This window comes from Mesorhizobium sp. M1252 (genome assembly GCF_040318265.1).
Classification (GTDB): Bacteria; Pseudomonadota; Alphaproteobacteria; order Rhizobiales; family Rhizobiaceae; genus Mesorhizobium.
Genome location: NZ_JAMYLX010000004.1, coordinates 413249 through 438559 on the forward strand (window position 1 = coordinate 413249; position 25311 = coordinate 438559).

A 25311-nucleotide genomic window follows, 5' to 3' on the forward strand; every position below is an offset into this window, starting at 1 on the left:
GGTGATGAAACCGTCCCTGCGTTTGGCATTCGGCCTTGTGGCCGCTGCCCTGCTGATGACGCACTTTCTCGGGCAGGCCCATGCCCAGAGCTCACTCGGCATCGGTGTCAATGACGGCATGGCGCCCACCACCGGCCCGTTCGCCCACATCCTGATGTGGATCAATCTGCGCCAGCAGGAATTCTACCGCGCATTGGCCACGGCGATGAAAGCAATGCGCGAGGACGGCAGCAAGATGTGGCTGCTGATCGGCCTGTCCTTCGCCTACGGCATTTTCCACGCCGCCGGCCCCGGCCACGGCAAGGCGGTGATCTCGTCCTACATGGTGGCCAATGAAGTGGCGCTCAGGCGCGGTATCCTGCTGTCCTTCGTCTCGGCGCTGCTGCAGGGCCTGACCGCGATCCTGGTGATGCTGCTTGCCTATTTCGTCCTGCGCGGCACCGCGATCTCGATGACCGACGCAGCCTGGTTCATGGAGATCATGAGCTATGTCTTCGTCACTTTGTTCGGCGCCTGGCTGCTGTGGCGCAAGCTTGGGCCCACGGTCCAGCGCTGGTTCGGCAGGGCGCCCGCCTACAGCCTGTCGGCAGCCCACGCCGGTCATTCCCATGGCGGCCATTCGCATGCCGCTCACAGCCACGCGGCGCATGCGCATTCGCATGCCTTGCATGTGCATCACGACCATTCGCATGATCATCACGATCACGCTGCGCACGACCACGACACACACGATCATTCCCATCACGACCACGCTCATCACGATCACGCCGCTCACGATCACCCAGCCGGCGAGGTCTGTGATACGTGCGGCCACTCACATGCGCCCGATCCGGCGCTGCTGTCGGGCGACCGCTTCGACTGGCGCACGGCCTGGTCGGCTGTAGCCGCCGTCGGCATCCGCCCCTGCTCCGGCGCGCTGATTGTGCTGAGCTTCGCTTTGCTCAACGGCCTGTGGCTCGGCGGCCTGCTGTCGGTGCTGGCGATGTCGATTGGAACCGCCATCACAGTCTCGGCGCTGGCAACGATCGCAGTCACCGCCAAGAACTGGGCGGTCTATTTCGCCGGCGACGGCCGCATGGGCAACCGCATCCACACAGTCGTCGAAATCGGCGGCGCCGCCTTCGTCTTCCTGTTCGGGCTGTTGCTGTTGTCGGCGAGCCTGTCCGGAGCTGTGTGACCTCGGCGGGTCAGGCCTGACCCGCGATCATTCCGCCCAGCTCATCCTCGATATGAGCGCGGATGATTTCATCGAAACTGTTTTCGGCGCTGAAGCCGAGGTCCCTTGCACGGCGCGCCTCGAAGCGCGTCGGCCAACCCTTGACGATCGCCCAGATCGTTTCGTCGGGCTCCTCACGGATCAGGCTCGCCACCTCGGCGCCTGCAGTGCGCTCCACCGCCTCGATCTGCTCGCCGACGGTGACGGCAACGCCGGGCATTGTAAGGTTGCGGCGCGGCCCGACAGCGGCACCGTCGAGCCCGGCGGCATGGATCAGGAAACCGACCGCAGAGCGCGGGCTGGCATGGGTGTGCAGCACCGAGCGCGGCACCGGCAGGATCGCCTCGTGGCCGCTCAGCGGCTCGCGGATGATGCCGGAGAAGAAACCTGACGCCGCCTTGTTCGGCTTGCCGGGCCGCACGCAGATGGTCGGCAGCCTTATGCCGATGCCGTCGAAGAAGCCGCGCCTGGAATAGTCGGCCAGCAGCGCTTCGCTCATCTGCTTCTGCGTGCCGTAGGAGGTCAGCGGCGTCGGATGGAAGTCGTCCGGGATGACATCGGGGAACGGCGCGCCGAACACCGCGATCGACGAGGTGAAGACCAGACGCGGCGAAAAGCCCGCCAGCCGGACCGCATCGAACAGAGCCCGTGTGCCGTCGAGATTGACGCGGTAGCCGAGATCGAAATTCGCCTCCGCCTCGCCCGACACGATGCCGGCGAGATGGAACATGACGTCGGGGCGTGAGGCGACCAGGCTCTCGGCAGCACCGGCGTCGGCAAGGTCGCCGGTATGCGTGGCGATGCTGACGCCGTCCATCGCCGGCGCCTGCGGCGGCACGATGTCGTGCAGGTCGAGCCCGGTGATCTTGCGGCCGTTGAGCGTGCCGTCCTTGGCCAGCCGGTCGACAAGTTTGCGGCCGACCATGCCGGCGGCGCCAGTAATCAGGATGCGCATTTCAAAGCCTCTTATTTGCCCTTGTTCTGGCTGCGACCCCGCAACCAGAACACCAGAAAGAATGCCAGCACGAAGGCGATGCCGACGATGCCGGCAAGCACGGTCGAGACATTGCCGACGGCCAGCATCACGGTCGGCAGATAGAACGCCGCGATGCCGAACAGCAGCATGATCCAGGCTGCGGCAATCAGCGCGTTTCGCGTGTCGCGATCCATCATGCCGTCCCGCCACAGCGGGAACTCGTCAACTCGGATGCCAATGCCATGAAATTCCCTGTCAGTGATAATGGCCGTGATGCGGTGGCGCACCATGGTCGTGGTCATGATCGTGCTCGTCATGGCTGTCGGCGCACTGGCCGAATTCCGGTTCGACCGTCGCGTGGCTGATGCCGTGTTCGGCGGCGAGCCGCTTCTTGATGGCGCTGACCGCCTGGTGCGGATCGACGCCATCGTTGAGGCAGGCATGCAGCGTCGCCATGTTGCTGGAGCCGTCCAGCGACCAGACATGCATATGGTGCACCTCGCGCACGCCCTTGACGGTGCCGGCAATGTCCTTGGCGATGATGTCGCGGTCGAGGCTTGCCGGTACGCCTTCGAGAAGGACGTGGGCGGCTTCGCGCATCAATGACCATGCGGTGGACAGGATCAGCACCGAGACCAGCACCGACAGAATCGGGTCGATCGGCGTCCAGCCGGTGGCCAGGATGACCAGCGCCGCCACGATCGCCGCCGCCGAACCGAGCAGGTCGCCCAGCACATGCAGGATGGCGCCGCGCATGTTGAGGCTGTCGCGGTCGCCGCCATGCAGCACGAAGAACGAGGCGAAGTTTACCAGAAGGCCGGCGATCGCCACCACCAGCATCGGCCCGCCCAGCACCGGCGCCGGCGTCATCAGCCGGCCCCAGGCTTCGTAGACGATCCACAGCGCAATCGCGAAGATGGCAATGCCGTTGGTGTAGGCAACCAGCGTCTTGACTCGGCCGAAGCCGTAGGTGAGGCGCACCGTCGCCGGCCGCCCGCCAAGATGGAAGGCGTACCAGGCAAGGCCAAGCGCGATCGAGTCGGCGAGCATGTGGCCGGCGTCGGCCAGCAGCGCCAGCGATCCCGTCAAAAGGCCGCCAAGCCCTTCGGCCACCATGAAGCCGGCGGTCAGGCAGGCTGCGATCAGCACACGCTTCTTGTCGGTCGAGCCATGCACATGGCCGGCGCCATGCCCAGCATGCAAACCATGATCATGGCTGTGCGCCATCGGAAAAAACTCCTGTTACGCGCCGAACTCGGCGCGTAAATCCTCGAGCCGCCGCTTCTGCCGGCCTTCGCCATCGAAATTGGCAGGATCGAGCCATGCCTCATAGGCTTTGCGCAGCGCCGGCCATTCCTTGTCGATGATCGAGTACCATGCCGTATCGCGGTTTTCACCCTTGACCACAAGATGCTGGCGGAAAATGCCCTCGAACTTGAAGCCGAACCGCTCCGCAGCGCGCTTCGAAGGGTCGTTGCGGTTGTTGCATTTCCACTCGTAGCGGCGATAGCCGAGCCCGTCGAAAATGTACTTCATGAACAGGAACTGCGCCTCGGTCGCTGCCGGCTTGCGCGAGATCAGTGGCCCCCAATAGATGTTGCCGATCTCGATGACGCCATAGGCGGGATCGATGCGCATCAGCGTCTGTCGCCCGGCGACCTTGCCGCTGGCCTTGTCGATGACGGTGAAGAACAGCGGATCCTCGCTCGCCTCGACCTTGTCCAGCCATGGCTGGAAATCGGCGCGGGTTTGCGGCGGGTAGTCGGGCAGCCAGGCAAAGCGTCCATCGATGTCGGGCACGGACGACGCCTCGTACAACCCATCGCCGTGCTTTTCGGCGCTCAGCGGTTCGAGCCGGACATAGCGGCCGTCAATGGGCTTGCGCTCGGGCCGCGGACGCGCTTGCCAATCTTTGAGATTTTCCGACACGCAAAACTCCAATCCGTTTGACTTTTGTGAGCAGACGCTCACAAAAACGCGACCTAACAGCAAGAACCACACGGACGGGAAAAATGCTCCACACGATTTCGGCCTTCGACCGTCTCGGCGAGGAAAACGCCTTTGCCGTGCTGGCGCGCGCGACTGCACTGGCTCAACAGGGCCGCGACATCGTCAATCTCGGCATCGGCCAGCCCGACTTCAAAACGCCGCAGCACATTGTCGAGGCCGCGATCAAGGCGCTGCGCGACGGCCACCATGGCTACACCCCCGCCAATGGCCTGCTGGCGACGCGCGAAGCGGTGGTGCGGCGCACGCTGACCACTACCGGCGTCGAAGTCTCGCCCGAGAATGTAATGATCCTGCCCGGCGGCAAGCCGACCATGTTCGCGGCCATCTTGATGTTCGGCGAACCCGGCGCCGAGATCCTCTATCCAGACCCAGGCTTTCCGATCTACCGCTCGATGATCGAGTTCACCGGCGCCGCGCCCATTCCGGTGCCGATCCGCGAGGAGAACGGCTTTGCCTTCTCGGCAGAAGAGACGCTGGCGCTGATCACGTCGAAGACCAGACTGCTAATCCTCAACTCACCGGCCAACCCGACCGGCGGCGTCACGCCGCGCGCCGAGATCGAGAAGCTGGTGAAGGGACTGCAAGCGCATCCGCAGGTCGCCATCCTCTCCGACGAAATCTACGACGTCATGACCTATGACGGCGAGACGCATTTTTCGCTGCTCAATTTTCCGGAAATTCGCGACCGGCTGATCGTGCTCAACGGCTGGTCGAAGACATGGGCGATGACCGGCTGGCGCATGGGCTGGTCGATCTGGCCGAATGGCGACAAGGGCGGGCATCTCTACGACAAGGTCCGCAAGCTGGCGGTCAATTGCTGGTCCTGCGTCAACGCGCCGAGCCAGTTCGCCGGCATCGCCGCGATCGACGGCCCGCAGGACGATGTCGACAAGATGATGCGCGCCTTCGACAACCGCAGGAAGATCGTGGTCGAGGGGCTGAACGCGCTGCCCGGCGTCTCCTGCATAACGCCGAAGGGCGCCTTCTATGCCTTTCCGAATGTCTCGAAGACCGGCTGGAAGGCCAAGAAGCTCGCCTCGGCACTGCTCGAGGAGGCCGGCGTGGCGCTGATCGGCGGTCCCGATTTCGGCATTCTCGGCGAAGGCTACATCAGGCTTTCCTACGCCAATTCCGAAGAGAACATCTTGCGAGCGCTGGAGCGGATCGAGGCGTTTTTGAAGAAGTAGGCCTTCGGCTGCTCACCCACGCCCCACGAACGGCATCTTGGTCGCCATCACGGTCATGAACAGCACGTTGGCGTCGAGCGGCAGGCTGGCCATGTGGACGACGGCGTCGGCGACGCGTTGGACGTCCATCACCGCTTCGGCGGCGATGGTGCCATTGGCTTGCGGCACGCCGACCGTCATGGCATGCGCCATATCGGTCAGCGCGTTGCCTATGTCGATCTGGCCGCAGGCGATATCATAGGGCCGGCCGTCGAGCGCCAGCGTCTTGGTCAGCCCCGATATGGCGTGCTTGGTCGCGGTGTAGGGCACCGAGCCCGGCCGTGGCGCATAGGCCGACACAGAGCCATTGTTGATGATGCGGCCGCCCATCGGCTTTTGCTTGCGCATGGCGCCGAAGGCGGCGCGGGCGCACAGGAAGGATCCGGTGAGATTGACGCCGACAATATCGTTCCAAACCTCGACCGGTATCTCGTCGATCGGCGTCGACTTGTAGCTCATGCCGGCATTGTTGAAGAGCAGGTCGACGCGGCCGAAGGCTGCGGCCACCGTCTCGAACAGATCATCGACTTCGCCGGCCTTGCTGATGTCGCAGGCAACTGCCAGCGCCTTGGCGTCCGCTTTCCCGGCTTCGGTAATGGCGGCGTCGAGCACCGCTTTGCGGCGGCCGCAAAACACCGTGTTCCAGCCCGCCTTGAGCAGCGCCGTGGCGACGCTCTTGCCGATGCCGGTGCCGGCGCCGGTGACGATGGCGGTTTTCTCTGTGAGGGCTGTCATGGATTTTGCTCCTGCGCGCCGCGCATCCCCGGCACAGATCGGGGTGCATCCGAATGCACCGACCCATCGCAAATGAGGGCGATCATGGCAAGCCGGACACTAATGCATGTCGCTCAAAAGTGGCCCCGGTTCTAAGAGAACGACATGCATCAGGACAAAAACATGAAGCGCCACGCGCTTTATGTGATCGGTCCAACAAAAAGGGCGGTCATTGGCGACCGCCCCCTGATCTGAACCGGGCTTGGGAGGAGGAAAAGCCGATCCGACTGACTAAAATCATGCGCTTCCTCGGTAAACGAGACGTTAACGCATTTTTCCGGCCTCGGCCCCCCTGCCCCAGGCGCGCGGCTGCGTTGTCTACCAGCGCGGGTTCGGCGCCGTGCCTGACGGAACCGGCACCTTGGCCGCCGACACCGTCGCCTCGACATGATCGACGAGCGCATCCGGCAGGCCGAGCCGGCCGGCGAGCAGGTCGAGATAGCCGCGTTCGGCGCGCGTATCGGGGTCAATCGTCAGTCGCGACGCCGTGTAGAGCTCGAGCCTCTGCTCATCGGTCTTGGCGCCGGCGACCAGCGTATCGAGGTCGAGCGGGCTGTCCAGCTCCGCCATCAGAAACTTTTCCGCTTCCGTGCCGATGCCGGCCAGACTGAGCTTGCCGGCGATCTTTTGGCGCTCCGCGTCATCGACATGGCCATCGGCCTTGGCCGCCGAGATCATCGCCCGCACCAGGGTCAGCGTGAACTCGTCCTCCCCCTGTGGCGCCTGTGAAGGATGAAAGCCGGTGTCGGCGGGCGGCGGCAGCAATTCCGGCTGGCCGGCCGCCGGCGCCTGCTCGGGTGCATTGCCGGCCTTGTAATTCTGGTAGGCCTTGTAGGCGAGACCGCCGATCGCAGCCAGTCCGCCGAGCTTCACGGCCGTGCCGGTGAACTGCCGTCCCGTGCCGGTTCCAAGCAGCACCGCAGCCAGCGCACCGGCGGCCAGCGGATTGTCCTTGGCCATCTGCACAGCCTGCCCGGCCTTGTCGCGAACGGTGCCGGTTGTGCCGGGAACTTGCGAGCCGAGCAGATTGTCGAGAAGCTTCTTGGGGTCGAACATGGTGCCTCCAGAAAAGGGCCCGCGCCAAACGTGAACGGGCAGGTTTTGGACGTTGCAGAGGTAGGTCCCGCACACTGACATTACAATGACGGAGACGCGCTTTGCTATCGGCGCCGGCAATGCCCCAAATCGGTGATCGGTGTGTCGATACCGGCCTCGGCTTGCGCTAATGTCGCCGCCGCATTGCCGAGGGAGGAACCTTGCCGTGACCGATCAACCTGGCCGGGAACCGGCGCGCGATCCGCAGGATCTGGAACGTTTGTTGATCGACCGGCAGTGGGCCGGAGACATTGACGGCATGGTGGCGCTGTTCCAACCCGATGCCGCCATCGACACCGGAGCAGCCGAATTGACGCGTGGCCACGAGGCGATCCGCGCTTTGCTCGAAGCCTTTGCCGCGAGCGGACGAAAGTTCCAGCGCGGCGAGCAGCGCCCGGCGGCCATTAACGGCGACCTCGCGTTGACGTCGACCAGGCTTGCCGACGGCTCGATAACCTCAGAGGTCGCGCGCCGGCAGGCCGACGGCACATGGCTGTGGGTGATCGACCGCTATTCTGTCGTGTGGTGATCCAGTCAGGGCGTCGGCGGCACTTAACTGCCGATATGTCCCCTGCCCCGCGCCTGCGCAAGTTCGACCTGGCGCTGGCGCTCGGCATAGCGGGTGCGATCCTCATCCGAGCGTGCCTCGTAACAATGCGGGCATGACACGCCGGTGGAAAAATGCGGCGACAGCCGGTCCTCCGGCGTCAGCGGATGCCGGCAGGCGCGGCAGAGTTCGGCCTCGCCTTCGGTCAACCCATGCGACACCGAGACCCGCTCGTCGAAGACGAAACACTCGCCCTGCCACAGGCTGTCTTCGGCCGGGACCTCTTCAAGATATCTGAGGATGCCGCCCTTGAGATGGAACACATCCTCGAAGCCGAGCGACTTCACATAGGCCGTCGCCTTTTCGCAGCGGATGCCGCCGGTGCAGAACATCGCGACCTTGCGGCCGTCGAGTTGGTCGCGGTGTTTTTCCACCCAGGCCGGGAATTCGCGAAAGCTCGACGTGCGTGGATCCACCGCACCCTCGAACGTGCCTATCGACACTTCGTACGCGTTGCGTGTGTCGATGACGATGGTGCCGGGGTCCGAGATCAGCGCGTTCCAGTCGGCCGGCGCGACATAGGTCCCCGCACCCGTCGCCGGGTCGAGGTCTTCGACGCCCATGGTGACGATCTCGCGCTTCAGCCGCACCTTCATGCGATGGAACGGCATTTCGGCGGCAGTGCTGTATTTGACCTCGAGATCGGCAAGACCCTCGATGGCCTCGAGATAAGCGATCAGGTCGGCTATGTCGGTTTCGCTGCCGGCGACCGTGCCGTTGATACCTTCCTGCGCCAGAAGCAATGTGCCCTTGATGCCGCGCCCGCAGCAGAAGGCGGCAAGCGGCGTGCGCAATTCTCGCAGCGCGTCGAAGTCGCCCAGCCTCGCAAATTTGTAGAGCGCAGCGACGCGCACGGGTTCACGGTTGGTCATCGCCAAGCCACTAAACCGTGGTCAAAGCGGATTCAAGGCAGAGCTAAAGACACCTTGTCGGTATTCGCCAGCAGGCTCGTTGGCCGACATGTGACATCGCGGCAGGCCGGGTTTCGTGGACTCGGAATCGGCCTTCTGCTAATCGGTTGAAATCACCTAGGGAGAGACAAGCCAATGCTCAGCAAGACCGAAACGCTCCTGTCGCTGCTCAATGGCCAGCCGGTCATTCCGGTGCTGAAGATCGCCAATGTCGCGGACGCCGTCCCGCTCGCCCGGGCGCTCGCCGCCGGCGGCCTGCCGGCGATCGAGATCACGCTGAGAACCGCCGATGCGCTGGAAGCGATCCGCCGCGTCGCCGGTGAGGTCGAGGGCGCCATTGTCGGCGCCGGCACAATTCTCGATGCCAAGCAGTTCGACGAGGCAGCGGCCGCCGGATCGAAATTCATCGTCAGCCCCGGCATCACGCGAGAGTTGCTGGCGGCGACCAAGGACAGCGACGTTCCCTTGCTGCCCGGCGCCATCACGCCCGGCGAGATCATGGCTGCCCGCGAGGCCGGCCTGCGGTTCCTGAAATTCTTCCCGGCCGAACAATCCGGCGGCATCGCCTCGCTGAAGGCCTTTGCCTCGCCGCTGGCCGACGTGAAATTCTGCCCGACCGGCGGCATCTCGGCCAAGAACGCCGCCGACTATCTCAGCCTGTCCAACGTTATCTGCGTCGGCGGCTCGTGGGTGGCGCCGGACGAGTTGGTCAAGGCCGGCAAGTGGGATGAGATCGAGGCGCTCGCACAGACCGCGAGCAAGCTCGGAAAATAACCTCCGCTACTTTGTCTTTGCGCAATTCCCAAGGGAAGCGCTCCGCGCTTTTCCGGGAAAATCACAGTGTTCCCGGAATTGCACTCGGCACAAAAACCCGCCAGCTGCGCCGACCGGGTTTGCTACGCGTTGAGATTTTGGTTCCCGCTCATGGGCTCGAACCACGATTCACGCCTTCAAAGGGCGCTGTCCTACCATTAGACGAAGCGGGAATGCAGCTTGGTGGTTAGCATTCTGTGGCGATGGAAGCCAGTGCTCGAGATCTCGCTAAAAACAAAAGCCGCACAGGTTGCCCAGCGCGGCTTCGAGTCGATAACGCCCCGGTCACGCCCTTACTTCGTCTGGAAGCGGGCGACCGAAAGGAATTTTACGGCATTGCCGGTGAAGCGGTTGGCATCGGCCATCTGGTTGTCCGCCTGAAAGCCTGCGGTGTAGACCTCGCTCGGCGGCGTATGCACGATGTTGTAGGCATAGCGCGGCGCTGTCGTCGGGCTGGAAACGGTGGCGATGTTGTCGCCGCTGCTCAGCGCCCAGCGGGCCGCCTGCGGTTCGGCCGCCATCACCACTGCCTTCGGTCCTGGCTTCAGGTCGCGGGCCGAAGCCCTGGCTTCCTTGCGTGTCGTCTTGACGCCGGCGCCGATCACCGAGGCTGGATCGGTACCGGCGGGACGGGCAGCAATAGCGCCGCGCGGCGATGCGGCATCGACACCTGACGGATCGTTGAACGCCGAGCGCGGCTCAAGCGACGCAACCTGATAGTCGTCGGTAGCACCGGCTGTATCGGCGGCGCTGGCCTGTTCGAGAACCGCCTTGACCTCGTCCGGACGCTGCGACGCCGAGAACGCGTCGGTTGCGGTCTGCTTGTGGGCAGCCGTATCGGCCAGCGCCAGCAGAACGCCCTTGTCCTGCGGCGCAAGCTCAGCCGGCGGCGAAGAGCGGTCGGGACGCCAGGTCGGCAACGGGACGTTGACCGCGACCTGCGCCGGAGCGGCAGCTTGATCGGCCCCCTGGTCGGCATTGCTCGCATCGGCCGTGCCGAACGGCACATTGGCCGGCGCCTGCGCCGTCGCCACCGTCTGTTCGGTGGTGGCATCGGCCACGCCGAACGGCACGGTCTCAGGTTGTTGCGCGCCGACATCGGCCTTCGGCCGCGGTGCGAAAGCGGGCAGCGGCACTTCCTTGGCGGGCAGCGCGGCGATGATCGTCTCCGGCGTGTCCTGCGGCTCCGCATCGTCAGCGCTGTCGTCGGCAAGCTGCGGAATGTTGGCGCGCTTGGCGTTCTGCGGCGACACGATCGCGATGCCAGGCAGATTGCTGTTGTTGTTGCTCGTGGCAGCCAGCACCGGCTTCACGCTTCTCGGCGGCGGCGCGGCGGTAGCGACATCGGCGCTGTCGTCGGCTTCGTCTTCACCGCCACCGCCAAAGAAAGCGGACAGGAAGCCACCGGATTTCTTGGTGCTGCCGCCTGCGCTGGCCATCATGATGGCAGGAGAACCGGCGCCCTTGCGCGCCTTGTAGGAGGCGAGCGCCTGGTCATAACCCGGCAACGGCCTGCCGTCGCTCGGCACATGCAGCGTCTTGCCATTGGGAAACAGGCTGACCAGTTCCTGGCGGCTGATGCCTGGCCAGTGCCGCACATTGCCGACGTCCATGTGGACGAAGGGCGAACCCGACGACGGATAGTAGCCGACGCCGCCGCCCTGCATCTTCAGGCCGATGTTGCGCAGCTTCTTCAGCGGCACACCCGGAATGTAGAAGTCCATCGCCTTGCCCAGCATATGCTGGCTTTCCTTGGCGACACCGCGGCTGCGGCTGCGCAGCATCGAATTGGTCGACGGCGAGCGATAGCCGCAAACGACCTGGATATAGTCGGTGGCGCCGGCCTGCCGATAAGCTTCCCACACCAGATCGAGCAGGCGCGGATCCATCTTGGTCGGTTCGTTGCGACGCCAGTCGCGCAGGATGATGTTGATCTTCCTGAGGCCTGCCGGATCGTAGCGGCCATTGCGCTTGTAGACGATCTCGGCCTTTTCGTGCGTGTGGAGGTGATAGAGCTTGAGCGAGCGCGTTTCAGCGCTGGCGCCGGCAGCAGTAGCGGCAAGGAAAGCGAACGCAACGATCACCGCTGCCAGCCATCTCGGCCAGACGCCCATGTGATCGCGCCGCCCGTTTCTGTGTCGTTCGACTTTGTTCAAATCAAAAGGCCTTGCAGGCTGCCGTTTGTCCCCGGATTTGTCCAAACGGATGCGTGGTTCTTACATCCGAATATCGATCCTAATGGTTAATCATCGCTTATTGAAGCCGAAATGCGGTAACACCGTGGCGATATCCCGTCAAAAATAATACACAGGATTTCTTGGTAAACTGCTGGTTTAGATCAAGATTCAGCCTTTTCCCGCTACACGATCTGTTACCGCTGGCCTTAATGCGTGAACAACGCTGTCCGCATCAGTCATATTCCCGCCCCAACCCTTATGCAGCGCCGGATGTGGCATGGCAAGCTGGTCCCGGCCTTGCGTTGGCAAGCTGTGGAATTCGGCGTTCAGGAGGCAAGGCGGTCGAGGCGGCCGGTTTCCGGGTCGATGCCGTATTCCTTGAGCTTGCGGTAGAGCGTCGAGCGGCCGATGCCGAGACGCCGCGCGACCTCGCTCATCTGGCCGTTATAATGGTCGATGGCGAGCTTGATCATTTCGAGTTCGACATCGGCCAGCGCACGCACATTGCCACGCTCGTCCAGCGCCCGCAGCGTGCCGAAACGCTGAAGCAGCCTCGCCGGAGGGGCGGGCTCGGCAGCTGCAGTACCGGCGTCGTCAGTCTGCGCGCCATCGCCTTGCGATCCGGTGCTCAAGGCCATGCCGGGGTCCGACAAGGACGCATCGGCGTCGAGATTGACGGTGCCGTCGACCTGCGCCCGGATCTGCGGAAATTCGTCAGTCGTGAGCACATCGCCTTCGGCAAGCACCGAGGCCCTGAACACGGCGTTTTCCAGCTGCCTGATGTTTCCCGGCCAATCATAGGCCTGCAGCATGGCCAGTGCGGCATCCGAGATGCCGTGCAGGCGATTGCCCGCCGGCGCCACCTTGTCCATGAAATGCTTGACCAGATAGGGGATGTCGTCGCGGCGGTCGCGCAGCGGCGGCACGACGATCGGGTAAACGTTGAGCCGGTAGAACAGGTCCTCGCGAAACTTGCCGTCCTTGACCTGCTGCAGAAGGTTGCGGTGCGTGGCCGAGATCAGCCTGATGTCGACCCTGACGGTGGAACGGCCGCCGACCGGATCGACCTCGCCATCCTGCACGGCGCGCAACAGCTTGACCTGCACGTCGAGCGGCAGGTCGCCGATCTCGTCCAGGAACAGCGTGCCCGAATGCGCCTCGACGAACTTGCCGGTATGCTTTTCGGTGGCGCCGGTGAACGAACCTTTTTCGTGACCGAACAGGATCGATTCGACCAGATTGTCGGGGATGGCGCCGCAATTGACGGTGACGAACGGTTTTGTGCGGCGTTCGCCGCTGCCCTGGATGGCGCGCGCCACCAATTCCTTGCCGACGCCCGATTCGCCCTCGATCAGGATCGGGATGTTGGAGGCCGCAGCCTTCTGGCCGAGGCGGATCACCCGGTCCATCGCCGGGCTGTGCGTGATCATGTCCTTGAAGGTCAGGTGGCCGCCGCGACGCCGCGACGTGCGCTTGACCTCGTCCTCGACCGCCTCGACCTTGAGCGCGTTGCCGACCGCGGTCTGCAGCCGGTCGGGAGACGCCGGCTTGACGACAAAATCGAAAGCGCCGTGGCGCATCGCCGAAACCACCGTTTCGATGCCGCCCTGCGCAGTCTGCACGATGACGGGAACAGTGATGCCGCGCTCGCGCATCGCCTTCAGCACGCCGATGCCGTCGAGGCCCGGCATGACAAGGTCGAGGATGACTGCCGAAATATCCCTCGCATTGGGTCCGTCAAGTGCGCTCAGACCGGCCTCGCCACCATCGGCAACGATGGCGCTGTGGCCGAATTTCGTCACCGCCGCCTCGAGCAGCCGGCGCTGCACGGGATCGTCATCGACTATAAGAATGGAACCTGTCATGACTGATTTGAGTTGCCCGCCTGGGAAATTCCCATGGATCATCTTGGCACAGGGTTCTAAACAAGGTTTCAAAAAACCCGGTGAATGAATTCCTTAGGATTTGACCGGCTTGTCCTTTCCCCTTGATTCCAGAAGGTAATTGTTGATGCGCAGGATTCTCGGTCGGCAGCTTGCGGCGGTAGCGTCCGGTCAGGGCGCGGCGGAACTCGGCGACCTGCCAGAATGGAATCTCGCCGACCTCTATTCCGGCATGGAAGCACCCGAACTGAAGCGCGACCTTGCCAAGGCGGCGGCCGATGCCGTCGCCTTCGAGAACCGCTGGAAGGGCACGCTGGCTGCGGAGGCCGGGCGCGGCAGCGCCGGCAGGCTTGGCGAGGCGCTGACAGCCTATGAGGCGCTGGAGGAACTGATCGGCCGCATCGTCTCCTATGCCGGCCTGATCTATGCCGGCAACACCGCCGATCCGCAGCGCGCAAAGCTCTATGGCGACATCCAGGAGAAGATGACCGACGCCAGCGCGCATCTTTTGTTCTTCGCGCTGGAGCTGAACCTGATCGACGACAAGGCGCTCGAAGCAGCCCTCGCCGCCGACGCCGGCTTTGCCCATTACCGCCCCTGGGTGCTCGACCTCAGAATGGACAAGCCCTACCAGCTCGAGGACCGGGTCGAGCAGCTGTTCCATGAGAAATCGATCACCGGACGCGGTGCCTGGAACCGGCTGTTCGACGAGACGATGACCGATCTGCGCTTCGACATAGACGGCGAGGAACTGACGCTGGAGCCGGCGCTGAACCGCCTGCAGGACGCCGATGGGGAGGTCCGCCGCCGCGCCTCCGAAGCGCTGGCCACAACCTTCCGCAAGAGCCTGCGCACCTTCACGCTGATCACCAACACGCTGGCCAAGGACAAGGAGATTTCCGACCGCTGGCGCGGCTTCGAGGACATCGCCGACTCACGCCATCTCGCCAACCGTGTCGAGCGCAGCGTGGTCGACGCGCTGGCATCGGCCGTGCGCGAGGCCTATCCGCGCCTGTCTCATCGCTACTACGCGATGAAGGCGCGCTGGCTGGGCATGGAGGTGATGAACCACTGGGACCGCAACGCGCCCTTGCCCGAAACGCCGCAAGCGGTGATTCCTTGGGATGATGCCAGGAACACTGTGCTATCGGCCTATCAGCGCTTTTCCCCCGACATGGCGCAGATCGCCCGCACCTTCTTCGACCGCAACTGGATCGACGCGCCGGTCAGGCCCGGCAAATCGCCCGGCGCCTTCGCCCATCCGACCGTGCCTTCGGCGCACCCTTATGTGCTGCTCAACTACATGGGCAAGCCGCGCGATGTGATGACACTGGCGCATGAACTCGGCCACGGCGTGCATCAGGTGCTGGCCGGCGGCCAGGGCGCGCTGATGGCTTCGACGCCGCTGACTTTGGCCGAGACGGCCTCGGTGTTCGGCGAGATGCTGACCTTCCGTTCGCTGCTCGACCAGACCACCGACAAGCGCGAGCGCAAGGCGATGCTCGCCCAGAAGGTCGAGGACATGATCAACACGGTCGTGCGCCAGATCGCCTTCTACGAGTTCGAGCGCAAAGTGCATGCAGAGCGCAAGAACGGCGAACTGACCTCCGACAAGCTCGGCCAGTTCTGGCTCGAGGTGCAGGCAGAAAGCCTGGGGCCGGCGATCAAGCTGCGCGAGGGCTATGAGGTCTTCTGGACCTACATCCCGCACTTCGTCCACTCCCCCTTCTACGTCTACGCCTATGCCTTTGGCGACTGCCTGGTGAACTCGCTCTACGCGGTCTACCAGAACGCTGAGCATGGCTTCCAGGACAAGTATTTCGAGATGTTGCGCGCCGGCGGCACCAAGCATCACTCGGAGCTTCTCGCGCCCTTCGGCCTCGACGCCACCGACCCCGCCTTCTGGCAGATCGGGCTTGGCGTGATCGGCGGCCTGATCGACGAGTTGGAAGCGCTCGACAGTTAATGCGCGCACCCATTGGACCGATGGCGCAGAGTGGCAGGTTCAGCAGCGGCCTCGACTTTGCCAGAATCGCAGAACAGTTTAGCCGGAATGCATGTGACGGCAGCTCTGTTCTTGTTCTAAATATCTGTTCTTGAATAACTCTCCGGCGAAAATTCCGTTAGCTTTCCCGAAGCCGTATGATAGCTTTCCGACTGAAGCTCAGCCGGGCGCGCGGCTTAAGGCCGGACAGTATCCCGGCCCATGGCAGCGGTCTGACGAATGCGACAGCGACGGTTGGCAATGGGCGGAAAGCCGAACGCCGACACTCGACGACAGACCGGCTGTTCCCTGAGCCGCCGAACCACATTGGATGATCCGATCTGCCAAGGTCATGACTTGGGACGGCGGCGGACGGATCCGACTGGAGAGAGACGATGACCTTCTTTTACATTGTCCTGGCGTTCCTTGTAGGTGTGTTGGTTGGCTGGTTTATCTGGGGCCGGCTGCGCGGCGAACTCGACAGCCTGCGCGGCGATCTCGACCGCACCCGCAGCGAGCGTGACAGACTGCGCGCCGACGCCGATCGCCTGACTGGCGAACTCGACGCCTGCGGCAAGACCCGCGCCGATCTCGAACGCCGGCTGCGTGAAACATCAGCTCCATCCGCCAAGCCTTCAAGTTCGGCGCCGGCCGCGCTGGTATCGACAGCGGCAAAGGCCAAGTCCGCCCCGGCCGCGAAACCGACCCCCGCCAAACCCGCCGCGGCCAAACCAGCTGCGGCCAAACCAGCTGCGGCCAAATCCGCGGCCGCAAAACCAGCGGCCAGCAAACCTGCCGCCGCCAAGGCCGCGCCCAAAGCCGCGGCTTCAAAGCCCGCCGTCCCGAAGAAGGCCGCCCCGGCAGCTGGAAAGGCCGACAATCTGCGTCGCCTGATCGGTATCGGCCCGGTCAACGACAAACTGCTCAAGGGCCTTGGCGTCACGACCTACGCGCAGATCGCCGGCTGGACCGCGGCCGACGTCAAGCGCATCGAGAACACGCTGAATTTCGACGGCCGCATCGCTCGCGAAAAGTGGGTCGAGCAGGCCAAGCTGCTTGCCGCCGGCGACGAAAAGGAGTTCGCACGCCAATTCCCGAGCGCCGGGACCGCCAACAACAGCTGATCTGTCATCGGCAACATAACCAGAAGGCGGCGCTCTCGGGCGCCGTCTTTGTTTTTGCATTCGCCACTGTCTTTGCGCCCTGCGACGCCGCTCCCTCGATTGCACGCCGCCCGGCCCCCATATAGAGCGGTTCTGGCGTCATCGACCGCAGTACCCGAGCCCCATGCCCCTGCCCTCTGCCATTTTCCGCAACGATGAAAGCGGCCGTCAGTTGGTCTTCGACCACCCGGCCGACATCATCATTGCGTATGATGCCAAGGATTTTCTGCCGGCGCTGGCGGCCGCGCAGGCGGCGAGCGATGCCGGCAAATGGCTGGCCGGCTATTTCTCCTACGAAGCGGGCTATCTGCTCGAACCGAAACTCGTGCCGCTGCTGCCTGAAGGCCGGCGCGCGCCACTGGTTTGTCTGGGTGTCTTCGATGCTCCGGTCGAAGAGGCGGTGCCGCGCAACGATGCGCCGGCCACCAATGGCCCCATCTTCGACGCCAGGGCCAGTTGGTCCGCTCAGGATTACGCCAGACGCTTCGCGCGCCTCCACGACCACATCCGCAAGGGCGATTGCTACCAAGGCAACCTGACCTTTCCGGTCCGTGCCCAATGGTCGGGCGATCCGCTTGCTGCCTTCGATGCACTGACAGGGCGCCAACCGGTCAAGTATGGTGCGCTGATTTCGCTCGGCGATCCCATCGTCTTGTCGCGTTCGCCCGAGCTGTTCTTCGAGATCAATGCCGAAGGCATGATCGAAACCCATCCGATGAAGGGTACCGCACCGCGCGGCGCGACCAAGGCCGAGGACGCGCGGTTGAAGTCCTTCTTGCGCAGCGATGAAAAGAACCAGGCCGAGAACCGGATGATCGTCGATCTCCTGCGCAACGACATCTCCCTGATCAGCGAGATCGGCACGCTGGAAGTGCCGGAACTGTTCCGCATCGAGAGCTACCCGACCGTCCATCAGATGGTGAGCCGTGTGCGGGCGAAGCTTCTGCCTGATCTCGGCATCCGCCAAATCTTTGGCGCGCTGTTTCCCTGCGGCTCGATCACCGGCGCGCCGAAAATCCGCGCGATGGAAATCCTGCACGAGCTGGAAGACACACCGCGCGACGTCTATTGCGGCGCCAGCGGCTGGATCGCGCCTGGCGGCATGATGCGCTTTTCGGTGGCGATCCGCACTATATCGCTCTTTTCCAGTGGCGAGGCCGTTTACAATGTCGGCGGCGGCGTCGTCTTCGATTCGACGGCGCAAGGGGAGTATCAGGAGTGTCTGCTGAAGGCGCGCTTCGCGACGGGGACACCGCCGATTTCGAGCTGATCGAGACGATGCGCTGGGAGCCCGGCCAGGGCTTTCTGCGCTTCGAACGCCATCTCGCACGCCTTTACGGCTCGGCGGAAGAACTCGGCTTTGCCTGCGATCCGCAGCGGATCGGCGAGGTGCTGGCGAATACTATCGGGGCGCAGCAGACGGCGCTGCGCACCCGGCTCGTCCTGCAGCGCAATGGCGAGGTGACGGCTTCTGTTCAGCATTACGAGCCACTCGCCGCCGACAAGGTCTGGCGGCTGCGACTGGCGCGGGTCCGGCTCTCCTCCACCGACACGCTGCTGCGCCACAAGACCGGCCGGCGGCAAGTCTACACTCACGCCCGCTCCGAATATCTGATCACCCAGGCCGACGAAGTGTTGCTCGCAAATGAGCGCAGTGAAATCTGCGAAGGCACCATCACCAACGTCTTCGCCGATTTCGGTGATGGCATGCTGATGACACCCAGGCTCGACTGCGGCCTGCTGCCTGGCGTATTGCGCGCCGAGTTGCTGGACGAAGGCCGCGCCCAGGAGGCGATCTACAGCTATGACGAGTTGAAATCCGCCAAAACACTGTTCGTCGGCAATTCTCTGCGCGGCTTGATCCCGGCAACATTGGCCTGATACGAAGCGGCTGCGAGAATAACCGCCGGCATTGGACACTTTCTAGCGAAGCATGAATTCTCGTCAGCCCACGCACACGCCCTATGATGGCTCCTCAAAGCTCTTCACCATCGGGCTGAAGCCGCTCGAACTCGACAAGTGGATCGAGGTCGACCGGTATCTCTTCGACCATCTCGCCGAAAAGCGCCGGCTGTATGCCGAAATTCCCGACAAGGTGTTTGTCGAGGAAGGCGGCACGCGCGACGCCCAGCGCGAAGTGGGCGGCCTCATCGAAGCACATCTGCTGTCGACATTTCCCGGGATGTACCGGCGCACCAATGCCGGGGTTGAGGTCATTGGCGCCAAAGCCGACTCTGACGCCACCTTCCCCGATGCCGCGCTGGTCGCAGCGTCGCTGCTCGTTCAGGAAGACCTGATCCTGATGCGCCGTGACGACACCGGCTGGCGGCTCGCCGCCGGCTCGCTGTGTTTCCCGTCATCCTGGTCGCTGGTCGAAAAATTCGGCCGGCCGCTGCAGCAGATCCACGCACCGGTGCCGGGCTTCGGTCCGGGCACCAGGCCGGCCGAGCTCATCAACCGCATGTTCGACGGCCTGCAGGGTCAGGCCGTCGAACGCTTCAACTGGTCGATCCAGGCCGGCGACGCGCTCTATCATCCGCTCTCCAATGTCGAGCGCATCGACCGTGCCACCAACCGCCCCTCGCGATTTCCCGACGGCGACGTCAACGCCCACGCCTTCATCCGCGTCGAGCGCCAGACGCTGCGCAAACTGCCTCTGTCGCGCGACATCCTGTTCACCATCCGCATCCATCTCGACCCGCTGAAAGTGCTGGCGCGGCATCCCGACCGGGCAACGCTTGCCGCCTCTTTCGCGGCGCAATTGCAGGCGCTGGATGAGGCTCAACTCGACTATAAGGGGATGACATCAGACCGTGACCGGCTGGTGCAACGCCTGCAAACCATGGCTCAGGAGTGACGATGATCCGACATGTTCTGAAGCTAGCCGTCCTGCTCGGTGCATTGATGGCGTTGCCGGCAACAGCGCATGCGGAACCGGTGACCTATGCGGGGAAGCTCGGCAACATCGACATCGTCGTCGAGTTTACCGGTGATCCGGCGACGGCTGGAGAGGCACTGGCGGGCCGCTATTTCTACCGCTCCAAGGGCGTCGATATTCCTCTGCAGGCGAAGTCGAGCAAGGGCGCCACCTTTCAATTGGCCGAGGAAGAAGCCTGCGATGCCAAGAAGTGCGGCGACGGCCAGGCTCCACCCATCGGCGCCGTCTGGCGATTGAGTTCCGCCGACAATGGCAAGACGCTGGAAGGCACCTGGACGGCCAAAAAGACCCTGCCGCTGAAGCTGACAAGGATCGCCAGCCGTGCCCAGACGGAGACGCCGGCGACGACGCCACGCGATCTTTATGATTTCACCGACATGACATTCTCGGGTGACGATGCGCCGATCACCATGGCGGCATCGCCCTACGACTATCTCAAGCTGGATTTCGCGCCCGAGGCAGACGCCAAGGAAGGTTGGCCGGATGCAGCCTACAACTATGTCACCGATCCACGCACCAAATTCGCCAGGCCGCGCATCGTCGATCTCGCCGGCGGCGCGCCGATCGAAGCCGCCAATGCCTTGCTGCAGAACCGCCATTGGCATGACAGCCTCAGCGCCTTGACCTGCGCGGCGCTGCAATATGCCGGCTTCCACGATGGACCACCGATGGAGGGCATGGATGACGATTCGCTTGGCGGCTACGAAGACACGACGTCCAAAGTGACGTCATTGACGCCGAAGCTGATGAGCTGGTCGGAATCCGGCAGCCTCTATTGCGGCGGTGCGCATCCGAACAACTATTCCGACGCCTATGTCATGGACGTGCGCCGTGGCGCCTTGCTTACCCTTCAGGACATGTTTTCCGATACGGTCGACGGCAAGCCAGGCCCCTCGCTGGCCACCTTCGTCAAAGAGAAGCGCAAGAAGCCCAGCGACCAGACCGAGGTGGATTACGAGGCCGAATGCGGCATCGACGATTTGATCAGCGACTATCTCGGCGCCAGCCTGAAGCGCGATGGCGACAGGCAGGTTCTGGTCTTCGGGCTGCAAGGTTTGCCCAACGTCGTCCAGGCTTGCGGCGGCGATCTCGTTGAAATGCCGGTCTCCGAAGCACAAGCGCTGTTCACACCGGAATTCGCGAAACTGCTCGAACCGTAGGCGTATCTGCGCGGCCGGGAACTAACCTTATCCCTGCTTTTCGCTTTATTGTGACAATGATCTATGGTTTGTCGCGCGGCGGTCGAACGGCCGTTTGGCGCGTTGCTTGAAGGAGTGCTCGATAAAATGGCGAATGAAAACTGGCCCGTTTACGGTGAAATCACCGGCCCTGTCGTGATGATCGGCTTTGGTTCGATCGGACGGGGAACGCTGCCTCTGATCGAGCGCCATTTCAAATTCGACAAGTCGCGCATGACGGTCATCGACCCGCTCGACACCGACCGCAAGCTGCTCGACGAGCGCGGCATCGCCTTCGTCCAGGAGCACGTGACCGAGAAAAACTACAAGAAACTGTTGACGCCGCTTTTGACCAATGGCGGCGGCCAGGGCTTTTGCATCAATCTGTCGGTCGATACCGGCTCGGTCGACCTGATGCGGCTCTGCCGCAAGCTCGGCGTGCTCTACATCGACACCGTCGTCGAGCCGTGGCTCGGCTTCTATTTCGACGCCAAGGCCGACAATGCCAGCCGCACCAACTACGCGCTGCGCGAAGCCTTGATCAAGGAGAAGCACGACAAGCCCGGCGGCGCTACCGCGGTTTCGACCTGTGGCGCCAATCCGGGCATGGTCTCGTGGTTCGTCAAGCAGGCGCTGCTGAACCTTGCCGGCGACCTCGGCCTCGAGTTTTCCGAACCCGCGCAGGACGACCGTGACGGCTGGGCGAAGCTGATGAAGAAGGCCGGCGTCAAGGGCATCCACATCGCCGAGCGCGACACCCAGCGCACCAAGAAGCCGAAGCCGATGAACGTGTTCTGGAACACCTGGTCGGTCGAAGGTTTCATCTCGGAAGGGCTGCAGCCGGCCGAGCTCGGCTGGGGCACGCATGAGAGATGGATGCCGAAGAACGGCAAGGAGCACAAGCATGGCTCCAAGGCTGCGATCTATCTCGAACAGCCCGGCGCCAACACCCGCGTGCGCTCCTGGTGCCCGACGCCGGGCGCGCAATACGGTTTCCTGGTGACGCATAATGAGGCGATCTCGATCGCCGACTTCTTCACCGTGCGCGGTAAGAAGGGCAAGGTCCAATACCGCCCGACCTGCCACTATGCCTATCACCCCTGCAACGACGCCGTGTTGTCACTCCACGAAATGTTCGGCGCTGCCGGCAAGCCGCAGCCGGTCCACCATGTGCTCGACGAAAACGAGCTGGTCGACGGCGTCGACGAGCTTGGCGTGCTGCTCTACGGCCATGCCAAGAACGCCTACTGGTACGGTTCGCAGCTGTCGCTGGCCGAAGCCCGCAAGCTGGCGCCCTACCAGAACGCTACCGGCATGCAGGTCACCTCGGCCGTGCTCGCCGGCATGGTCTGGGCGCTGGAAAACCCGGAAGCCGGCATCGTCGAGGCCGACGAGATGGACTACAAGCGCTGCCTGGAAGTGCAGTCCCAGTATCTCGGACCGGTCAAGGGCTACTACACCGACTGGACGCCGCTCGATAACCGTCCGGGCCTGTTTCCCGAAGACCTCGACAAAAGCGACCCGTGGCAATTCCGCAACATCCTCGTTCGATAGCGGTTCCATACCCCTGCCTCACTGCCTTGCAATCGCCCGGAAATCGGGCGATTGAAGGGATGCGGACGAGAGCAGTGTGCATCCATTTGGACGCACGAGGGACGGCTCTGGAAACTTGAGGCCACGCACATCGTGTTCCCCAAAACGTCGTTTGACGATTGGGCCGATGCGTCAGGAGAGGATTTGATATGACGATTGCGCGCAAAATTCTTTCTGCGGGCGCGGCGGGCGTTCTTGCGACGATGCTTGCCGCCTGCACCACCGGCGGCTCCGACGGGCCACCGATCTCAGCGCAGGCGCGAGGCGTCGAAGGCTCATGGCTGAACGCCGAAGGCAAGGCGGTCTCGACATTGAACGGCGGCGTCTTCACCACCGTTTCGGCGGAGACCGGTGAGAAATTCGCTGACGGCAGCTACACCAAGACCGGCGCCACCTCGGTCGAGATCAACGGAACCTCGCTGATCCGGCAGCAGCCAATCGCTTTCAACTGCCTGCTGGTGTCCATAAACCAGCTGAATTGCACCAGCTCCGCCGGGCAGAACTTCGTGCTGACCAGGCGTGGCTGAACCTTTCCCATGCGGCTTTGCGGATGGCGGCGGCGCGATGCCGCCGCCTTTTTTATGCCGGCAAACCGATGCCGGTTATCCGCCCTGATTCTTCTTGCATCGCCACAACCGCGATGTGAACATACCCGAAATGCTGGCTGTTATCCTGCAGTCGGGCAAGAGCGTTAAACGCCTTTGATCATATCCGGGAGACGAAGATGAAGAAGCTCGCCGCCATTGCCGCCCTCTCTGCCTCGACACTCGGCCTGTCGGCCGCACCATCCTTTGCCGACTACACGTTGAACATCCTGCATTTCAACGATTGGCACAGCCGCATCGAAGGCAACAACAAATACGAGTCGACCTGCTCGGCCGAGGAAGAGACCAAGGGTGAGTGCATCGGCGGCGCCGGCCGGCTGGTCACCGCGATCGCACAGGAGCGCAAGAAGCTCGAAGGCCAGAACGTGCTGCTGCTCAATGCCGGCGACAGCTTTCAGGGATCGCTGTTCTACATCACCTACAAGGGCACGGCGGAGGAGGAATTCCTCAATCAGATCAAGCCCGACGCGGTGACGCTCGGCAACCACGAATTCGACGATGGCGAGAGCGCGCTGGTGCCTTATCTCGACAAGGCGAAGTTCCCGATCGTCAGCGCCAATGTCGTGCCCAACGACAAGTCCGGCGCCGCAGGCAAGATCAAGCCGTCGATTGTGCTTGAGGTCGGCGGCCAGAAGATCGGCATTGTCGGCGCCGTAACCAACGACACGCCGGAACTCGCCTCTCCCGGCCCCAACATTACCATAGAGGACGACGTGAAGTCGATCACCGCCGAGGTCGAGAAGCTGAAGGCGCAAGGCGTCAACAAGATCATTGCCGTCACCCATATCGGCTACAGGCGCGAGCGCGATGTCATCGCCAAGATCCCGGGCATCGATGTGGTGGTCGGCGGCCACAGCCATTCGCTTCTGTCCAACACCGACCCGAAGGCGGAAGGCCCCTATCCGACGATGGTCGACAACCCCGACGGCTCCAAGGTGCCTGTCGTGCAGGCCGCGTCCTATTCGAAATATCTCGGCGAATTCAAGGTCGTGTTCGACGACAATGGCAACGTCAAGGAAGCCAGCGGCGACCCGATCTTCCTCGACAAGTCGATCACTCCCGATCGGGCCGTTCTTGCCCGCATCAAGGAACTCGGTGCGCCGATCGAGGCGCTGAAGAACAAGGAAGTGGCCGAGACCACCGAGGCCATCGACGGCAGCCGCGAAAGCTGCCGCACCAAGGAATGCGCGATGGGCAACCTCGTCTCCGACGCCATCCTCGACCGCGTCAAGGGACAGGGCGTCGAGATCGTCGTCTCGAATGGCGGCGGCCTGCGTGCTTCGATCGACAAGGGCACCGTGACCATGGGCGAGGTGCTGACCGTGCTGCCGTTCCAGAACACGCTGGCGACCTTCCAGATTTCCGGCAAGGATCTGGTTGCCGGGCTGGAAAACGGCGTCAGCCAGGTCGAGGACGGCGGCGGCCGCTTCCCGCAGGTGGCAGGTCTCAAATACTCCTTCGACAAGTCGGTCGCGCCCAATGCAGGCCGAGTCAAGTCGGTCGAGGTGATGCAGAACGGTACCTGGGCGCCGATCAATCCGGACAAGGACTATCTGGTCGCCACCAACAATTACGTCCGCCAGGGCGGCGACGGCTACAAGGTCTTCGCCGAGAAGGCCAAGAACGCCTATGATTACGGCCCGGGCCTCGAACAGGTGGTCGCCGACTATCTCGCCGCGCACCGGCCCTATACGCCCAAGCTCGACGGCCGCATCACCGAGGTTGCCGCAACCGTAGCGGCTGCCCCGGCCGCCGAGCCGGCAAAACCAGCCGAACCGGCACCTGCTCCAGCGGAACCGGCAAAACCGGCCGAGGCTGCACCGGCGGAGCCGGCGATGCCCGCATTGCCGGCAGGCTCCGGCGACATCACCACCACGCCGCCGACTGTCCCGGCGGAAACCGCCCCGGCAACGCCGGCTCCGGCCGAACCGGCAAAACCGGCCGAAGCCGCACCTGCTCCGGCAAAGCCGGCTGACGCCGCCCCGGCCGAAGCCAGCCATGTCATCGTCGCCGGCGATACCTATTGGGATCTCGCCAAAAAGGCCTACGGCGACGGCGCCAAGTGGAAGGTGATCTCCGAGGCCAACAAAGGCTACGAACCACGCCGGCTTCCTGTCGGCGCGACCTTGACCATTCCGGCGAAGTAACCTCGCTTCGCACTT

The 25311-nt window shown here is 63.5% G+C and carries 22 protein-coding genes and 1 tRNA gene; 13 read left to right on the forward strand and 10 right to left on the reverse strand.

The window, feature by feature from the left end; all coding sequences use genetic code 11:
- Window positions 1–4 precede the first annotated feature (4 nt).
- On the forward strand, window positions 5–1177 hold the full coding sequence (locus NKH22_RS11225; protein WP_502900247.1) for a nickel/cobalt transporter: 1173 nt from the start codon (window positions 5–7) through the stop codon (window positions 1175–1177).
- Window positions 1178–1187: 10 nt separating this feature from the next.
- Here the strand turns inward: NKH22_RS11225 and denD are convergent, their stop codons facing one another.
- The 4 genes from denD to NKH22_RS11245 are packed head-to-tail and all read right to left on the reverse strand — an operon-like array spanning window position 1188 to window position 4121.
- Window positions 1188–2171 carry a D-erythronate dehydrogenase gene (gene denD / locus NKH22_RS11230; RefSeq protein WP_023733467.1) on the reverse strand — a complete coding sequence of 328 codons (984 nt, stop codon included), beginning with the start codon at window positions 2169–2171 and terminating at the stop codon, window positions 1188–1190.
- 11 nt (window positions 2172–2182) lie between these two features.
- Window positions 2183–2389, reverse strand: a complete 207-nt coding sequence (locus NKH22_RS11235; protein ID WP_023686390.1) for a hypothetical protein — start codon at window positions 2387–2389, stop codon at window positions 2183–2185.
- Between the two features lie 58 nt (window positions 2390–2447).
- Complete coding sequence (locus NKH22_RS11240; RefSeq protein ID WP_023686391.1) at window positions 2448–3419, reverse strand: cation diffusion facilitator family transporter; 972 nt, start codon at window positions 3417–3419, stop codon at window positions 2448–2450.
- A gap of 15 nt (window positions 3420–3434) precedes the next feature.
- Window positions 3435–4121 (reverse strand): GNAT family N-acetyltransferase, encoded by a 687-nt coding sequence (locus NKH22_RS11245; protein WP_352909540.1) that lies wholly within the window; start codon window positions 4119–4121, stop codon window positions 3435–3437.
- 83 nt (window positions 4122–4204) lie between these two features.
- Here NKH22_RS11245 and NKH22_RS11250 point away from each other — a divergent pair, with 83 nt between their 5' ends.
- The gene (locus NKH22_RS11250) at window positions 4205–5389 is read left to right on the forward strand and encodes a pyridoxal phosphate-dependent aminotransferase (RefSeq protein ID WP_023710953.1); all 1185 of its coding nucleotides are present in this window, start codon (window positions 4205–4207) and stop codon (window positions 5387–5389) included.
- 12 nt (window positions 5390–5401) lie between these two features.
- Here NKH22_RS11250 and NKH22_RS11255 read toward each other — a convergent pair whose 3' ends face one another.
- Both NKH22_RS11255 and NKH22_RS11260 read right to left on the reverse strand, forming a co-directional pair.
- A complete protein-coding gene (locus NKH22_RS11255) occupies window positions 5402–6163 on the reverse strand; it encodes an SDR family oxidoreductase (protein WP_023710952.1) in 762 nt (253 codons plus the stop codon).
- Window positions 6164–6520: 357 nt separating this feature from the next.
- On the reverse strand, window positions 6521–7258 hold the full coding sequence (locus NKH22_RS11260; RefSeq protein WP_352498655.1) for a tellurite resistance TerB family protein: 738 nt from the start codon (window positions 7256–7258) through the stop codon (window positions 6521–6523).
- 205 nt (window positions 7259–7463) lie between these two features.
- On the opposite strand from NKH22_RS11260, the gene NKH22_RS11265 reads away from it, so the two are divergent.
- Window positions 7464–7826, forward strand: coding sequence for a YybH family protein (locus tag NKH22_RS11265; RefSeq protein ID WP_023817278.1), 363 nt, complete (start codon window positions 7464–7466; stop codon window positions 7824–7826).
- Between the two features lie 23 nt (window positions 7827–7849).
- On the opposite strand, the gene trhO is transcribed toward NKH22_RS11265, so the two are convergent.
- Window positions 7850–8776, reverse strand: coding sequence for an oxygen-dependent tRNA uridine(34) hydroxylase TrhO (gene trhO / locus NKH22_RS11270; protein WP_023817277.1), 927 nt, complete (start codon window positions 8774–8776; stop codon window positions 7850–7852).
- A 174-nt stretch (window positions 8777–8950) separates the two neighbouring features.
- Here trhO and NKH22_RS11275 point away from each other — a divergent pair, with 174 nt between their 5' ends.
- Window positions 8951–9589, forward strand: coding sequence for a 2-dehydro-3-deoxy-phosphogluconate aldolase (locus NKH22_RS11275; protein ID WP_023710948.1), 639 nt, complete (start codon window positions 8951–8953; stop codon window positions 9587–9589).
- Window positions 9590–9727: 138 nt separating this feature from the next.
- Here the strand turns inward: NKH22_RS11275 and NKH22_RS11280 are convergent.
- The 3 genes from NKH22_RS11280 to NKH22_RS11290 all read right to left on the reverse strand — a co-directional run bounded on the left by NKH22_RS11280 (window position 9728) and on the right by NKH22_RS11290 (window position 13670).
- Window positions 9728–9801: transfer RNA gene (locus NKH22_RS11280), tRNA-Gln, on the reverse strand.
- A gap of 120 nt (window positions 9802–9921) precedes the next feature.
- A complete protein-coding gene (mepK, locus tag NKH22_RS11285) occupies window positions 9922–11742 on the reverse strand; it encodes a peptidoglycan L,D-endopeptidase MepK (protein ID WP_352909542.1) in 1821 nt (606 codons plus the stop codon).
- Between the two features lie 389 nt (window positions 11743–12131).
- Window positions 12132–13670 (reverse strand): sigma-54-dependent transcriptional regulator, encoded by a 1539-nt coding sequence (locus NKH22_RS11290; protein ID WP_352909544.1) that lies wholly within the window; start codon window positions 13668–13670, stop codon window positions 12132–12134.
- A gap of 145 nt (window positions 13671–13815) precedes the next feature.
- Here NKH22_RS11290 and NKH22_RS11295 point away from each other — a divergent pair, with 145 nt between their 5' ends.
- From NKH22_RS11295 to NKH22_RS11335, 9 genes are all read left to right on the forward strand, one after another.
- The gene (locus NKH22_RS11295; protein ID WP_023814610.1) at window positions 13816–15654 is read left to right on the forward strand and encodes a M3 family oligoendopeptidase; all 1839 of its coding nucleotides are present in this window, start codon (window positions 13816–13818) and stop codon (window positions 15652–15654) included.
- A 413-nt stretch (window positions 15655–16067) separates the two neighbouring features.
- Complete coding sequence (locus tag NKH22_RS11300) at window positions 16068–16796, forward strand: helix-hairpin-helix domain-containing protein (RefSeq protein WP_352909546.1); 729 nt, start codon at window positions 16068–16070, stop codon at window positions 16794–16796.
- Between the two features lie 163 nt (window positions 16797–16959).
- A complete protein-coding gene (locus NKH22_RS11305; protein ID WP_352909548.1) occupies window positions 16960–18105 on the forward strand; it encodes an aminodeoxychorismate synthase component I in 1146 nt (381 codons plus the stop codon).
- The gene (locus NKH22_RS11310; RefSeq protein ID WP_031201345.1) at window positions 18054–18716 is read left to right on the forward strand and encodes an aminotransferase class IV family protein; all 663 of its coding nucleotides are present in this window, start codon (window positions 18054–18056) and stop codon (window positions 18714–18716) included. The genes NKH22_RS11305 and NKH22_RS11310 overlap by 52 nt, the downstream gene beginning before the upstream one ends.
- A 52-nt stretch (window positions 18717–18768) precedes the next feature.
- Window positions 18769–19692, forward strand: a complete 924-nt coding sequence (locus NKH22_RS11315) for a heme-dependent oxidative N-demethylase family protein (protein WP_352909550.1) — start codon at window positions 18769–18771, stop codon at window positions 19690–19692.
- A gap of 2 nt (window positions 19693–19694) precedes the next feature.
- Complete coding sequence (locus NKH22_RS11320; protein ID WP_352909552.1) at window positions 19695–20933, forward strand: hypothetical protein; 1239 nt, start codon at window positions 19695–19697, stop codon at window positions 20931–20933.
- Between the two features lie 126 nt (window positions 20934–21059).
- Entirely contained in the window at window positions 21060–22505 is a 1446-nt protein-coding gene (locus NKH22_RS11325; protein ID WP_023691759.1) for a homospermidine synthase, read from the forward strand.
- Between the two features lie 188 nt (window positions 22506–22693).
- Window positions 22694–23071: an Omp10 family outer membrane lipoprotein gene (locus NKH22_RS11330; RefSeq protein ID WP_023735034.1), complete on the forward strand. Its 378-nt coding sequence runs from the start codon at window positions 22694–22696 to the stop codon at window positions 23069–23071.
- Between the two features lie 197 nt (window positions 23072–23268).
- On the forward strand, window positions 23269–25296 hold the full coding sequence (locus NKH22_RS11335) for a bifunctional metallophosphatase/5'-nucleotidase (RefSeq protein WP_023823290.1): 2028 nt from the start codon (window positions 23269–23271) through the stop codon (window positions 25294–25296).
- Window positions 25297–25311 lie beyond the last annotated feature (15 nt).